The sequence below is a fragment of the Kitasatospora sp. NPDC048540 genome, from assembly GCF_040651175.1.
Classification (GTDB): Bacteria; Actinomycetota; Actinomycetes; order Streptomycetales; family Streptomycetaceae; genus Kitasatospora.
In genome coordinates this window covers 62,244-74,984 of sequence record NZ_JBEZIR010000009.1, presented here as the reverse complement: position 1 = coordinate 74,984, position 12,741 = coordinate 62,244, and the positions used below count along the sequence as shown (strand labels likewise).

Sequence of the window (12,741 nt, the reverse complement as noted above, 5' to 3'; positions counted from 1 at the left end):
TGGGTGTCCGTCAAGCAGCGGCAGGTGTGCGCCGGTTCGTGCCGCGACGGCCGCGCGCCTCGATCCACTTGGCCAGCGCGGTGAGCGCCAGGCACATCGCGATGTAGATCGGGCCGATCACCAGGACCACCGGGATGTACGGGTAGCCGTCCGGGGTGGAGGTGTTGCTGGCGATCAGCTTGCCGGCGTAGAGCAGCTCGCTGTAGGTGATCACGTAGCCGAGCGAGGTGTCCTTGAGGGTGACCACCAGCTGGCCGATGATGGCCGGCAGCATCGACCGGACGGCCTGCGGCACCAGGATGGTCATCATCACCGAGGTCTTGCGCAGGCCCAGCGCGTAGGCGGCCTCGGCCTGCCCGCGCGGGACGGCGTTCACGCCGGAGCGGATGATCTCCGCCTGGACGGCCCCGTTGTAGAGGCTGAGGCCGACCACCAGGGCCCAGAACGGATCGGCGCTGAACACCGCCCGGTACAGCGCGAAGATCATGATGAGCAGCGGCATCGCCCGGAAGAACTGGACGACCGCGGTGGCCACGGCCCGCACCGGCCGGTGGTCGGAGAGCCGGCCGGCCGCCAGCAGCGCGCCGAGGACCAGCGAGAACAGCGCGGACAGGCCGAAGACCTTCAGGGTCTCCAGCATGCCGTCGACGATCCGCTGCTGGACCCTGGCGTACTCGAACGGCGACCACATCGCGGCCGAGAACTGGCCGGCGTCGGCCAGGCTGGAGTAGGCGAACCAGAGCAGCGCGGCGATCCCGACGACCGAGAGCACCCCGAAGACGCGGTAGCGCAGCCGGGCCCGCGGGCCGGGCGCGTCGTACAGGACGGAGGCGGAACCGGCGCTCATCGGGCCACCGCCATCCGCTTCTCGGCGAAGCTGAACAGCTGCTGGACGGAGAAGCTGATGCACAGGTACGCCAGCGCCACCCAGAAGAAGATCCCGAAGATGGCGTACCCCTTGTCGGTCATCGTCTGTTGCCAGTTGTAGAGCTCGGCGACGCTGAACGCGCCGGCCACCGCGGAGTTCCTCGGCAGGGCGATGAAGATCGAGCTCATCGGGGACATCACCGAGCGGACGGCCTGCGGCAGGATCACCAGGCCGAGCGTCTGGCCGAAGCCCATGCCCAGGCTGCGGGCGGCCTCGGCCTGGCCGAGCGGCACGGTGTTGATGCCGGCCCGCAGCACCTCGCAGACGAAGCTGCCGGTGTACGCGCTGAGCGCGATCACCGCGAAGGTGAAGGAGTCGAGGTGCACGTCCAGCCGCGGGAGCCCGAAGGTGACCGCGAAGAACAGCAGGGTCAGCGGGGTGTTGCGGAAGATGTTGACCCAGACGGTGCCGAACACCCGCAGGGCCGGCACCGGGGACACCCGGAAGGCCGCCAGGACTATGCCGAGCAGCAGGGCGAGCACCGCGCTGACCGCGCTGAGCTCGACCGTGCGCAGGAAGCCGTCGCGGAACAGCGCGAGGTTCCCGTCCTCGAACAGAACACCCATACCGGCGGCCCTCCTCTCATTGGTGGTTACGTGGTGGCGCGTGGCGGGCGGGCGAGCCCGTGAAGGTCCGTGAGGACCCGGCCCGTGAAAGACCCGGCTCCCCGCCCCGGCGCCGGCCGGCACCGGGACGGGGAGCCGGGGTGGGATCAGTACCGCTCGAGCGCGGGGACGGCCGGGGCGGCCGAGCCGGAGAGGCCGAGGGTGGCGTCGTAGGCCTTCTTCCAGTCGCCGTTGTCCTCGTGGGCCTTCAGGGCGTCGCTGATCGCGTCGCGCAGCGCCTTGTCGTCCTTGCCGAGGCCGACGCCGTAGTTCTCGGTCGAGAAGGTCTTGCCGACCACCTTGAGCTTGCCGGCGTTCTTCGCGGCGTAGCCCTTGAGGATCGAGTCGTCGGTGGTGACCGCGTCGACCTCGTCGGTGAGGAGCTTGTCCACGCACTGCGAGTACGAGTCGTACTGGGTGACCTTGGCGCCGTACTTCTTGATCTGGTCGACCGAGGTGGAGCCGGTCACTGTGCAGACGTTCTTGTCCTTGGTGCTCTCCGGGCCGGTGATGGAGGTGTTGTCCTTCTGCACCAGCAGGTCCTGGCCGGCGATGTAGTACGGGCCGGCGAAGGAGACGCTCGCCTTGCGCTTGTCGTTGATGCTGTAGGTGCCGACGTAGAAGTCGACCTGGCCACCGGAGATCGCGGTCTCGCGGTTGGCGGAGGCCACCGTCTGCCAGGTGATCTGGTTCTCGGCGAAGCCCAGGTCGGCGGCGATCATCTTGGCGATCTCGATGTCGAAACCGCTGCGGGTGCCGGTCTGGACGTCCTCGAAGCCGAGGAACGGCTGGTCGGACTTGGCGCCGATGGTGATCTTGCCGGCCTTCTTGGCCTTGGTCCACGCGGGCGAGGCGTCCAGCTTGACGTCGGACTTCACGGTGTACGTCGGCAGCTGCGGCTTGGCGCTGCCGGCCGCGTCGTCGTTCGGCGAGCCCTCCTTGCCGCAGGCGGCGACGGCCGTCAGGGTCAGCACGGACAGGGCGACGGCGATGGTGCGACGGGTCCTCATGAGGGTTCGTACTCCTGGGATCTGGCCACGGGTCAACCGGGCACTGGGGTCGGGAGAGTTCCGCTGGGCGCGGCGGTCCCCCTTCGGTCCGCCGTGCCGGGTCGGCACTGACGCTAGATCACGTGGCCCACTCAGTGGTGCAGGATCTTCGACAGGAAGTCCTTGGCCCGGTCGGTGCGGGGGGCGGTGAAGAACGCCTCCGGGGTGTTCTCCTCCACGATGCGGCCGTCCGCCATGAACAGGACCCGGTTGGCGGCGGAGCGGGCGAAGCCCATCTCGTGGGTCACCACGACCATCGTCATGCCCTCGGCGGCGAGCGAACGCATCACCTCCAGCACCTCGTTGACCATCTCCGGGTCGAGGGCCGAGGTGGGCTCGTCGAAGAGCATCACCTTGGGCTTCATGGCCAGTGCGCGGGCGATCGCCACCCGCTGCTGCTGGCCGCCGGACAGCTGCGCGGGGTACTTGTCCGCCTGCGCGCCGACCCCGACCCGCTCCAGCAGCTCGCGGGCGGTCGCCTCGGCCTCGGGGCGCTTGACCTTGCGGACCTTGACCTGGCCGAGGACCACGTTCTCCAGCACGGTCTTGTGCGCGAACAGGTTGAAGCTCTGGAACACCATGCCGACCTCGGCCCGGAGTTCGGCGAGCGCCTTGCCCTCGGCGGGCAGCGGACGGCCGTCGATCAGCACGGTGCCCGCGTCGATGGTCTCCAGCCGGTTGATGGTCCGGCACAGCGTCGACTTGCCGGAGCCCGAAGGGCCGATCAGCACCACGACCTCGCCGCGGGCGATCTCCAAGTTGATGTCCTGGAGCACGTGCAACGCGCCGAAGTGCTTGTCGACGCCGCTCAGCACCACCAGGGGAGCCGGCCCGGTGACGGAGTCGGTGACAGTCTTCTCGGTCATCGCGCCTTGCTCCCTCGTGTCCGGTCCCAGGGGTGAACTCCCTTGGGCTGCGCCGCCGGTGCCGGGACGGTGGTCCCGGTACGGCCGGTCGGCGCTTGGTACCGGGGGCCGGAGCCGGCGGAGCCCGCGGCCCCCGGTGGGGCGACCTTAGGAAAGCCGACGATGCCATGTCAGCCGATCTGAGCGGAACTTGAGCATCACGATCCGGCCACACCCACCGTCACGGCGGATCCGCGGCCGGCCGGCGGGGAACGGGACGGACGGATCGGCCGGGTGCGCGGGCGGCCGGCCCGCCGCCGGACGGGTACCCGCGGCCCGCCGTCCGCCGTGCCGTCCGCGTGCCGTCCGCGTGCCGTCCGCCGTGCCCTCCGCCGTGCCGTCCGCCGGCCCGGCGGGACGGTCGCGGGGGACCGCTCCCGCCCCGGTGGATCACCGCCGGAACGGGGGCGTGGCCGAGACCACCGTGACAATGGTGGACCGGGGCCGGAGAATACTGCGATCCGGTCGGTGAAGGCCGGGCCGCGGTCCCGCGGCAGCCACCCGCGGGCTACCGGCCGGTCACCCCGGCGGACAGCCCCCGTCGGACAGCTCCCGCCGGGACGCGGGCAAGGAACGAGTGAGAGGAGTGCGATGCGCCTGCTTCTGGTCGAGGACGACGACCGGGTCGCCGCCGCGCTGAGCGCCGTCCTGGGCCGGCACGGCTTCCAGGTCCGGCACGCCCGCAGCGGGCACGAGGCGCTGGACGCCCTCGTCCCCGACGGCCAGGACCCCTACCGGGTGGTCCTGCTCGACCTCGGCCTGCCCGACCGGGACGGCTTCGAGGTGTGCAGCCGGATCCGGGCCGCCAGCAGCGTTCCGGTGATCATGGTGACCGCCCGGGCCGACATCCGCTCCCGCATCCACGGCCTCAACCTGGGCGCCGACGACTACGTCACCAAGCCGTACGACATGGGCGAGCTGCTGGCCCGGATCCACGCCGTGGCCCGCCGCGGGGTGGCCGCCGCGTCCGCACCGGCGGACGGGACGCAGGAGGCGGCCCCGCGCGGGCCGCTGGAGGCCCGCGGGGTGGTGATCGACCGCGAGCGCCGCCGGGTCAGCGTGCAGAGCCGGGACGTGCCGCTGACCCGCAAGGAGTTCGACCTGCTCGCGCTGCTCGCCCAGAGCCCGGGCGTGGTCTACCGGCGCGAGCAGATCTTCAGCGAGGTCTGGCGCAGCGGCTGGGAGGGCAACGGCCGCACCCTGGAGGTGCACATCGGTTCGCTGCGCACCAAGCTCGGCCTGCCCGGCCTGGTGGAGGCCGTCCGCGGGGTCGGCTACCGGCTGATCCCCGAGCAGCCGGCCGACGGCCCCGCCGAGGCCGGACCGACTGTCGACGCGGACACCGACACCGACGCCGGCACCGCCGGGCGCGGCGAAGCGGAGCGCTGACCACCACGTGCGCACCCGCCTGCTCAGCATCCTGCTCACCCTGATGGCGGCCGTCCTGGCCGCCCTCGGGGTGCCGCTGGGCTACCTGTCGGCGGCCTCCGAGCAGAGCGAGGTGGTGGTCGACCGGATCGACGACGCGGCCCGTTTCGCCCAGGACCTCCCCACCCCTGGCCGGTCCAGCGGCATCAACACCGCGATCAAGGGTGACTACCAGCCGGTGGCGGGCGACACCGGCCGGCTCAGCGCGCTGAACGGCGAGGTCACCCGGTACCACGAGCTGTACGGCATCAGGATCGGCATCTTCTACCGCGACGGCGACGCCGTCGCGGTCGCCCCGCACGGCTGGCAGGCCACCACCGGTCCCGGCGCCGAGGCCTTCCAGGAGGCGCTGGACGGGCGGCGCAGCCACAACCCGCGCCAGGTCTGGCCGTGGAACTCGGACGACACCCTCACCGTGGCACTGCCGGTGGTCCGCGACGGCGACGTGGTCGCCGTGGTGATCACCGAATCGCCCACCGGGCCGCTGCGCGCCAGGGTGCTGCAGAAGTGGATGGTGATCGCCGGCGGGGAGGTGCTCGCCATGATCGTGGCCATCCTGTTCGCGGTGCTGCTCACCGGCTGGGTGCTGCGCCCGGTCCGCACCCTCGACCGGGCCACCCACGACATCGCGACCGGCCGGATGAACGCCCGGGTCGCGCCCAGCGGAGGACCGCCGGAGCTGCGCCGGCTGGCCCGCTCGTTCAACGAGATGGCCGACCACGTGGTGCTGGCCATGGACCAGCAGCGGGCCTTCGTCGCGGACGCCTCGCACCAGCTGCGCAACCCGCTGGCCGCGCTGCTGCTGCGGGTCGAGCTGCTCGGCCTGGAGCTGCCGGAGGGACACGACGCGGAACTCGGCGCGGTCCGCGAGGAGGGCACCCGGCTGGCCCGGGTGCTGGACGACCTGCTGGGCCTGGCCACCGCCGAGCACGCCAGGCCCGAACCCGAGCCGGTCGACCTGACCCGGCTGGTGATGGCCCGGGTCGACGCCTGGCGCCCGACCGCCGAGCAGCGCGGTCTGAGCCTGGAGCGGCGCTCCCCGGCGCTCGCCCACGGCCTGGCCGATCCGATCGGCTTCGGCAGCGCGCTGGACGCCGTGCTGGACAACGCGCTCAAGTTCGCGCCCGCCGGCTCGGCGGTCACGGTCGCCGTCGAACTGCACAAACGCGAGGTGGTGGTGAGCGTCACCGACCACGGGCCCGGCCTCACCGAGGAGGAGCTGGCCAGGATCGGTGACCGCTTCTGGCGCAGTTCCCGGCACCAGAACGTGGACGGCTCCGGCCTCGGCCTGTCCATCGCCCGCACCCTGCTGCTGGCCGGCGGCGGTTCGCTGGACTTCGCACCGGCCGAGCCGACCGGGCTGACGGTCGCCCTCACCGTCCCCAGGCAGCGTCCGGGCCGCTGAGACGCCCGCCGAGGCCTTCGTCGAGCCTTTCGGGTGGCGCGTCGGGCGTCAGGGTTTGACCGAGGTGTAGTAGCGGCGGGCGCCCTCGTGCAGCGGCAGCGGGTCGGTGTAGACCGCGGTCCGCAGGTCCACCAGCTGCGCCGCGTGCACCTGGGCGCCGATGGTGTCGCGGCTGTCGATCACCGCTCTGGTCACCCCCTGGACCAGGGCCGGGTCCACGTCGTCCCTGGTCACCAGCAGGTTGGGCACGGCGACGGTGGGCACCGGGGTGTCGGCCGGCCGGATGCCCGGGTAGGTGTTGGCGGGGATGGTGGCCGCCCGGTAGGCGGCGGCCCCGCCGCCCTCCTGGCGCTGCAGCGGCTCGGCCAGCTCGGCCAGCGGCACGATCCGGATCGGGAAGCGGCCGGCCAGGTCGGTCAGCGCCGCGGTGGGCAGTCCGCCGGACCAGAAGAACGCGTCCAGCTGGCCGCCCCTGAGCTGGTCGGCGGCGTCGCCCACGCCGAGGCCGAGCGGCACGATGTCGTGGTCCGGGTCCAGCCCGGCCGCGCCCAGCAGCCGCCGGGTGACCAGGTTCACCCCGGACTTGCCCTGGCCGACCCCGACCCGCAGCCCGCGCAGGTCGGCGACGTGCTCCACCTTGGACCCGGCCGGGACCACCAGCTGGAGGTAGTCGTCGTACAGCCGGGCGATGGCCCGCAGCTTGGGCTTGCCGGGCTTGTCGAAGGAGGTCACCGCGTCCGCGGTGGCGATGGCGAAGTCGTCCCGGCCGGCCACCACCCGCTCCAGGTTGTCGACCGAGCCCTGCGAGTTGTCCAGCCGCAGGTGCAGGCCGGGGACGCTCTCCCCGACGTACCGGCGCAGCAGCTGCCCGTACAGGTCGTAGACCCCGCGCGGGACCCCGGTGGCGAAGCCCGCCTCCCGCTGCGGCCGGCCGCCCGAGCCGGCGCCGGAGACCCGCCAGCCGGTCAGCACCGCGGCCACCACCAGCAGCAACGCCACCACCACCGGCACCGGGCGGCTGCGGAGGGCGGCGCGCACGGCGGCGCCCGGTCGGGCGGGGAGCGGAGTGTCGGCCATGCAGGGATACTGCCAGGCCCGGCGGCCGGACGGGAGGCCCGGCCGGTGCCCTTACCCTTGCAGTTGTGGGTATGGAGGAGAGCTTGCGAACTTACAAGGTCGTCACGTACGGCTGCCAGATGAACGTCCACGACTCCGAGCGGCTGTCCGGGCTGCTGGAGGAGGCGGGGTACGCCAAGGCCGACCAGGACGGCGATCCCGACCTGGTGGTCTTCAACACCTGTGCCGTCCGCGAGAACGCCGACAACAAGCTGTACGGCAACCTCGGCCGGCTCGCTCCCGCCAAGCAGAGCCACCGGGGCATGCAGATCGCCGTCGGCGGCTGCCTGGCCCAGAAGGACCGCGACACCATCGTGCGCAAGGCGCCGTGGGTCGACGTGGTCTTCGGCACCCACAACATCGGCCACCTGCCGGCCCTGCTGGAGCGGGCCAGGATCGAGCAGCAGGCCCAGGTGGAGATCCTGGAGTCGCTGGAGACCTTCCCCTCCACGCTGCCCACCCGCCGCGAGTCCGCGTACGCGGCCTGGGTGGCGATCTCGGTCGGCTGCAACAACACCTGCACCTTCTGCATCGTCCCCGCGCTGCGCGGCAAGGAGGAGGACCGCCGGCCCGGCGACATCCTCGCCGAGGTGGAGGCGCTGGTCGCCGAGGGCGTGGTCGAGGTCACCCTGCTCGGCCAGAACGTCAACTCCTACGGCTCCGACCTCGGCGACCGCGAGGCGTTCTCCAAGCTGCTGCGAGCCTGCGGGCAGATCGAGGGCCTGGAGCGGGTCCGGTTCACCTCCCCGCACCCGCGCGACTTCACCGACGACGTGATCGCGGCGATGGCCGGGACGCCGAACGTGATGCACCAGCTGCACATGCCGCTGCAGTCCGGTTCGGACACCGTGCTCAAGGCGATGCGCCGCTCGTACCGGCAGGAGCGTTTCCTCGGGATCATCGAGAAGGTGCGCGCCGCGATGCCCGACGCCGCCATCTCGACCGACATCATCGTGGGCTTCCCCGGCGAGACCGACGAGGACTTCGAGCAGACCCTGCACGTGGTCCGCCAGGCCCGGTTCGCCAACGCCTTCACCTTCCAGTACTCCAAGCGGCCCGGCACCCCCGCGGCCGAGATGGACGGGCAGATCCCGAAGGCCGTGGTGCAGGAGCGCTACGAGCGCCTGGTCGCCCTCCAGGAGGAGATCTCCTGGGAGGAGAACAAGAAGCAGGTCGGCCGCCGGCTGGAGATCCTGGTCGCCGAGGGCGAGGGCAAGAAGGACGACCGGACCGACCGGCTCTCCGGCCGGGCCCCCGACAACCGGCTGGTGCACTTCACCCGGCCCGCCGAGCCGGTCCGCCCGGGCGACATGGTCACCGTGGAGATCACCTACGCGGCCCCGCACCACCTGCTGGCCGAGGGCCCGACGCTGGCCGTGCGCCGTACCCGGGCGGGCGACGCCTGGGAGAAGCGGCAGGCCGCCCCGGCCGCCAAGCCGGCCGGGGTGATGCTCGGGCTGCCGAGCATCGGCGTCCCCGCACCCTCGCCCGCCCCGGCGGGCAGCGGCTGCGGCTGCGACTGAGCGCAACGGCTCCCGGCGGTGCCCGGCCGGTGCGGCCGGGCACCGCTAGAGTGATCGACATGCTGGTCGCCGCCGCCGTCTGCCCCTGTCCGCCGCTGCTCGTCCCGGTGGTCGCCGCCGGGGCCGCCCCCGAGCTCGAACCGCTCCGCGAGGCCTGCCGGGCGGCGGTCGGCGAGCTGCTGGCGTCCGGTGCCGAGCTGATCGTGGTGGTCGGGACCGGCCCGCGGGCGGAGGTCTGGACCGAGGGCGGGGTCGGCACCTTCCAGCGGTACGGCGTCGAGCTGGCCGCTCGGCTGCCGCTCGGCGGCCCCGGCGAGGGCGAGCTGACGCCGGCGCTGACCGTCGGTGCCTGGCTGCTGGAGCAGTCCGGTGCCACCGTGCCGACGCACGCCTGCGCGGTGCCTTCCGACACCGCCCCCGACCGGCTGCTGGGCCTCGGCAAGGGTCTGGCGGACCTCGCCGACCGGGTCGGCCTGCTGGTGATGGGCGACGGCAGCGCCTGCCGCTCGGTCAAGGCGCCCGGCTACCTGGACGAGCGGGCCGAGGGCTGGGACGCCGCGGTGGCCGCGGCCCTGGGGTCGGCCGACACCGAGGCGCTGGCCGCGCTCGACGCCGGCCTCGCCGCCGAACTGCTGGCCGAGGGCCGGGCCCCCTGGCAGGTCCTGGCGGGCGCCGCCGAGGGCGCCGGCCTCCGCGGCCGGCTGAGCTACGACCACGCGCCCTACGGCGTCGGCTACTTCGTCGCCTCCTGGCACTGAGGGGCGACTCAGTCCTTCGGCTTGGCGGCGAAGTCGTCCACGGCGTGCTTGGCCTTGGACGCGGTGTTCTCGATCTTGTCGCTGTACTTGTGCTTGGTGGCCTTGTCCACCGCCGAGCCGGTCTTGTCGACCATCTCGTCGATCTTCTGGTTGTGCTTGCCCGCGAGCTCGCCGGCTTTCTCCTTGAGCTCCTCGGCCTTGCCCTTGAAGCTGTCCATCAGACCCATGTCGCTCTCCCTGTCCGAGGCCGTCGCACCTGATCCGTCGCCGGGACCTGCCCGGACGTCCGCCGCTGCAAACCTCACATACCTCTCCATATGCATCTGAAACACCCGAACCGGTGGCCGGCCCGGCCCTTTGCGAGACTTGGAACCGTGACCAGCACCCACCCGCTCCCGCCCCGCGTCGTCTCGGTGGTCGGCGCGACCGCCGCCGGCAAGTCCGACCTGGCGGTCGCCATCGCCCGCAGCCTCGGCGGCGAAGTGATCAACACCGACTCGATGCAGCTCTACCGCGGCATGGACATCGGCACGGCGAAGCTGACCGTCGAGGAGCGCGGCGGCATCCCGCACCACCTGCTGGACATCTGGGACGTCACCGAGGCCGCGAGCGTGGCCGAGTACCAGCGGCTGGCCCGGGCCGAGATCGACCGGCTGCTGGCGGCCGGCCGCACCCCCGTCCTGGTCGGCGGCTCGGGGCTGTACGTCCGGGCGGCCATCGACGAGATGGAGTTCCCCGGCACCGACCCCGCCGTGCGGGCCCGGCTGGAGGCCGAGCTGGAGGCGGACGGCCCCGGCCTGCTGCACCGGCGGCTGGCCGAGCTGGACCCGCCCGCCGCGGCGGCGATCCTGCCGAGCAACGGGCGCCGGATCGTCCGCGCGCTGGAGGTCATCGAGATCACCGGGCTGCCCTTCACCGCCAACCTGCCCGGCCACACCGCCGTGTACGACGCGGTGCAGATCGGCGTCCAGGTGCCGCGTCCGGAACTGGACGAGCGGATCGGGCTGCGGGTCGACCGGATGTGGCAGGCCGGGCTGCTCGACGAGGTGCGCGCCCTGGAGCTGGCCGGTCTGCGCGAGGGCCGCACGGCCGCCCGCGCGCTCGGCTACCAGCAGGTGCTGGCGCACTTCGCGGGGGAGTGCACCGAGGACGAGGCGAAGGCCGAGACGGTCCGGGCGACCAGGCGGTTCGCCCGCAGGCAGGAGTCCTGGTTCCGGCGGGACGACCGGATCCACTGGCTCTCCCGGCCGGCCGGGACCGACCCGGTGGCGCTGCTGGAGCGCTCGCTGGAGCTGATCGCGGATCACCCGGCGGCCTGACCCGGCCCTCCCGGGGACGGTTTTCGGCCATCGGCCCGTGCAGGTGCACCGGCAGCCGCAGAATCGTCGCGAACCGGGGGTTACAGGCCGATCACGTCCTGGCCACGGATCACCCGACGACCCCCGCGAGGTCCTGTCGGCGACCCTGGACATGCCATCATCGGTAGCACCTGGGGTCGGACGCATCCGCTCGGCCCCACCGTCCGCGAGCCCGTCAGCTCGTGTCGAAGCGTCAGGGGGAGGCCGCGTGTCGACCGGTACCGGCCCCGAGACCGAGCAGCTGCCCGGCGACGCCCAGCGCGTCGACGACCAGCTGCCGGAGCTCGTGGCGCCGACCACCTCGTACGCGGTGGCCCTGCCCGTCCTGGACCAGCTCACCGGCGTGGTGCACGAACGCGAGATCCGCCCGCGCCGCCGGCTGCGCTGGTGGCAGCTGCTGCCGATCGTGGTGATGGCCACCCTCGGCTCGCTGATGTTCGCCTTCCCGCTCGCCTTCGGCCCCGACAGCGCCTCCCCGATGATCGGGATGCTCGGCCTGCTGCTGACAGCGGCCTCCACCGGCTGGGGGGCGATGGCCGCCCGCCGGGTCGGCTACAAGTGGCCGGGCGTGCCGCGCCGCGGCAGCGGCCGACGGGCCGGCTGGCGGGCGATCCTGGTCTACACCCTGGTGGCCTGCGTCGCGGTGGCCCTCGCGGTCTGGCGCGTGGTCCAGCTCCGCGGCTGACCCGGTTCCGCCCCGGCCGTCCGTGGGCCGGACCGACCGCCCGCGCGGATGGCCGGATCAGTACGATCGTGGCGTGAGCGATTCCACCCCGGCGGGCCTGCCCTTCCTCAAGGGCCACGGCACCCAGAACGACTTCGTCATCCTCCCCGACTTCGACGGCCGGCTCGACCTCGGCCCGGCGCAGGTCGCGCTGGTCTGCGACCGGCGGGCCGGGATCGGCGGCGACGGGATGCTGCGGGTGGTCCGCTCCGCCGCCGACCCGGCCGCGGCACACCTGGCCGACCGGGCCGAGTGGTTCATGGACTACCGCAACTCGGACGGCTCGATCGCCGAGATGTGCGGCAACGGCGTGCGGGTGTTCGCCCGCTACCTGGTGCAGGCCGGCCTCGCGAAGCCGGGCCCGCTGGCGGTCGCCACCCGGGCCGGGGTGCGGCAGGTCTCGGTGGCCGAGGACGCACCGGACGGCACCCCGGGCGAGGTCACCGTGGACATGGGCCGGGCCGCGCTGCCCGGACCGGACGGGATCGAGGTCGCGGTCGGCGCCCGCCGCTGGCCGGCCCTGAACGTCAACATGGGCAACCCGCACGCGGTCGCCTTCGTGGCGGGCCTCGACGACGCGGGCGACCTGTACACCGCGCCGCTGACCAGCCCGGAGGGGGTCTACCCGGAGGGCGTCAACGTCGAGTTCGTGGTCGACCGCGGCCCGCGGCACGTCGCGATGCGGGTGCACGAGCGGGGCTCCGGCGAGACCAGGTCCTGCGGCACCGGCGCGTGCGCCGTCGCGGTGGCCACCGCCCGGCGGGACGGCGCCGACCCCGCCGTCACCGGCGAGCCGGTCGCGTACACCGTGGACGTGCCGGGCGGCCGGCTGGTGATCGAGGAGTTCCCGGACGGCCGGGTCGAGATGACCGGTCCCGCCGTGATCGTCGCGTCCGGCACCCTGGACCGGGCCTGGCTGGGCCTGCCGGCGAGCTGAGGACG

At 73.0% G+C, this 12,741-nt stretch carries 13 protein-coding genes; 7 read left to right on the top strand and 6 right to left on the bottom strand.

The window, feature by feature from the left end:
• Positions 1 to 10 precede the first annotated feature (10 nt).
• The 4 genes from AB0D08_RS06420 to AB0D08_RS06405 all read right to left on the bottom strand — a co-directional run bounded on the left by AB0D08_RS06420 (position 11) and on the right by AB0D08_RS06405 (position 3,403).
• Positions 11 to 847 carry an amino acid ABC transporter permease gene (locus AB0D08_RS06420; protein ID WP_033819031.1) on the bottom strand — a complete coding sequence of 279 codons (837 nt, stop codon included), beginning with the start codon at positions 845 to 847 and terminating at the stop codon, positions 11 to 13.
• Entirely contained in the window at positions 844 to 1,494 is a 651-nt protein-coding gene (locus tag AB0D08_RS06415) for an amino acid ABC transporter permease (protein ID WP_033819030.1), read from the bottom strand. Before AB0D08_RS06415 ends, AB0D08_RS06420 begins: the two co-directional genes overlap by 4 nt.
• A 146-nt stretch (positions 1,495 to 1,640) precedes the next feature.
• Entirely contained in the window at positions 1,641 to 2,543 is a 903-nt protein-coding gene (locus AB0D08_RS06410) for a glutamate ABC transporter substrate-binding protein (protein WP_033819029.1), read from the bottom strand.
• Positions 2,544 to 2,674: 131 nt separating this feature from the next.
• On the bottom strand, positions 2,675 to 3,403 hold the full coding sequence (locus AB0D08_RS06405) for an amino acid ABC transporter ATP-binding protein (protein WP_233288957.1): 729 nt from the start codon (positions 3,401 to 3,403) through the stop codon (positions 2,675 to 2,677).
• 675 nt (positions 3,404 to 4,078) lie between these two features.
• On the opposite strand from AB0D08_RS06405, the gene AB0D08_RS06400 reads away from it, so the two are divergent.
• Together AB0D08_RS06400 and AB0D08_RS06395 are read left to right on the top strand one after the other, a co-directional pair.
• Complete coding sequence (locus AB0D08_RS06400; protein WP_359886474.1) at positions 4,079 to 4,876, top strand: response regulator transcription factor; 798 nt, start codon at positions 4,079 to 4,081, stop codon at positions 4,874 to 4,876.
• Positions 4,877 to 4,883: 7 nt separating this feature from the next.
• Positions 4,884 to 6,320: a HAMP domain-containing sensor histidine kinase gene (locus AB0D08_RS06395; RefSeq protein ID WP_033819027.1), complete on the top strand. Its 1,437-nt coding sequence runs from the start codon at positions 4,884 to 4,886 to the stop codon at positions 6,318 to 6,320.
• 48 nt (positions 6,321 to 6,368) lie between these two features.
• Here the strand turns inward: AB0D08_RS06395 and AB0D08_RS06390 are convergent, their stop codons facing one another.
• Positions 6,369 to 7,397 (bottom strand): TAXI family TRAP transporter solute-binding subunit, encoded by a 1,029-nt coding sequence (locus AB0D08_RS06390; RefSeq protein WP_359886471.1) that lies wholly within the window; start codon positions 7,395 to 7,397, stop codon positions 6,369 to 6,371.
• 71 nt (positions 7,398 to 7,468) lie between these two features.
• Between AB0D08_RS06390 and miaB the strand changes: the two genes are divergently transcribed.
• Both miaB and AB0D08_RS06380 read left to right on the top strand, forming a co-directional pair.
• On the top strand, positions 7,469 to 8,959 hold the full coding sequence (gene miaB / locus AB0D08_RS06385) for a tRNA (N6-isopentenyl adenosine(37)-C2)-methylthiotransferase MiaB (RefSeq protein ID WP_359886468.1): 1,491 nt from the start codon (positions 7,469 to 7,471) through the stop codon (positions 8,957 to 8,959).
• 59 nt (positions 8,960 to 9,018) lie between these two features.
• Positions 9,019 to 9,717 carry a class III extradiol dioxygenase subunit B-like domain-containing protein gene (locus AB0D08_RS06380; protein WP_033819047.1) on the top strand — a complete coding sequence of 233 codons (699 nt, stop codon included), beginning with the start codon at positions 9,019 to 9,021 and terminating at the stop codon, positions 9,715 to 9,717.
• Positions 9,718 to 9,725: 8 nt separating this feature from the next.
• Here AB0D08_RS06380 and AB0D08_RS06375 read toward each other — a convergent pair whose 3' ends face one another.
• Positions 9,726 to 9,944 carry an antitoxin gene (locus tag AB0D08_RS06375; protein ID WP_033819024.1) on the bottom strand — a complete coding sequence of 73 codons (219 nt, stop codon included), beginning with the start codon at positions 9,942 to 9,944 and terminating at the stop codon, positions 9,726 to 9,728.
• A 147-nt stretch (positions 9,945 to 10,091) separates the two neighbouring features.
• Between AB0D08_RS06375 and miaA the strand changes: the two genes are divergently transcribed.
• The 3 genes from miaA to dapF all read left to right on the top strand — a co-directional run bounded on the left by miaA (position 10,092) and on the right by dapF (position 12,736).
• Positions 10,092 to 11,036, top strand: a complete 945-nt coding sequence (miaA, locus tag AB0D08_RS06370; RefSeq protein WP_033819023.1) for a tRNA (adenosine(37)-N6)-dimethylallyltransferase MiaA — start codon at positions 10,092 to 10,094, stop codon at positions 11,034 to 11,036.
• 247 nt (positions 11,037 to 11,283) lie between these two features.
• The gene (locus tag AB0D08_RS06365) at positions 11,284 to 11,760 is read left to right on the top strand and encodes a hypothetical protein (protein ID WP_033819022.1); all 477 of its coding nucleotides are present in this window, start codon (positions 11,284 to 11,286) and stop codon (positions 11,758 to 11,760) included.
• A 73-nt stretch (positions 11,761 to 11,833) separates the two neighbouring features.
• The gene (dapF, locus tag AB0D08_RS06360) at positions 11,834 to 12,736 is read left to right on the top strand and encodes a diaminopimelate epimerase (RefSeq protein ID WP_359886464.1); all 903 of its coding nucleotides are present in this window, start codon (positions 11,834 to 11,836) and stop codon (positions 12,734 to 12,736) included.
• Positions 12,737 to 12,741: the final 5 nt, after the last annotated feature.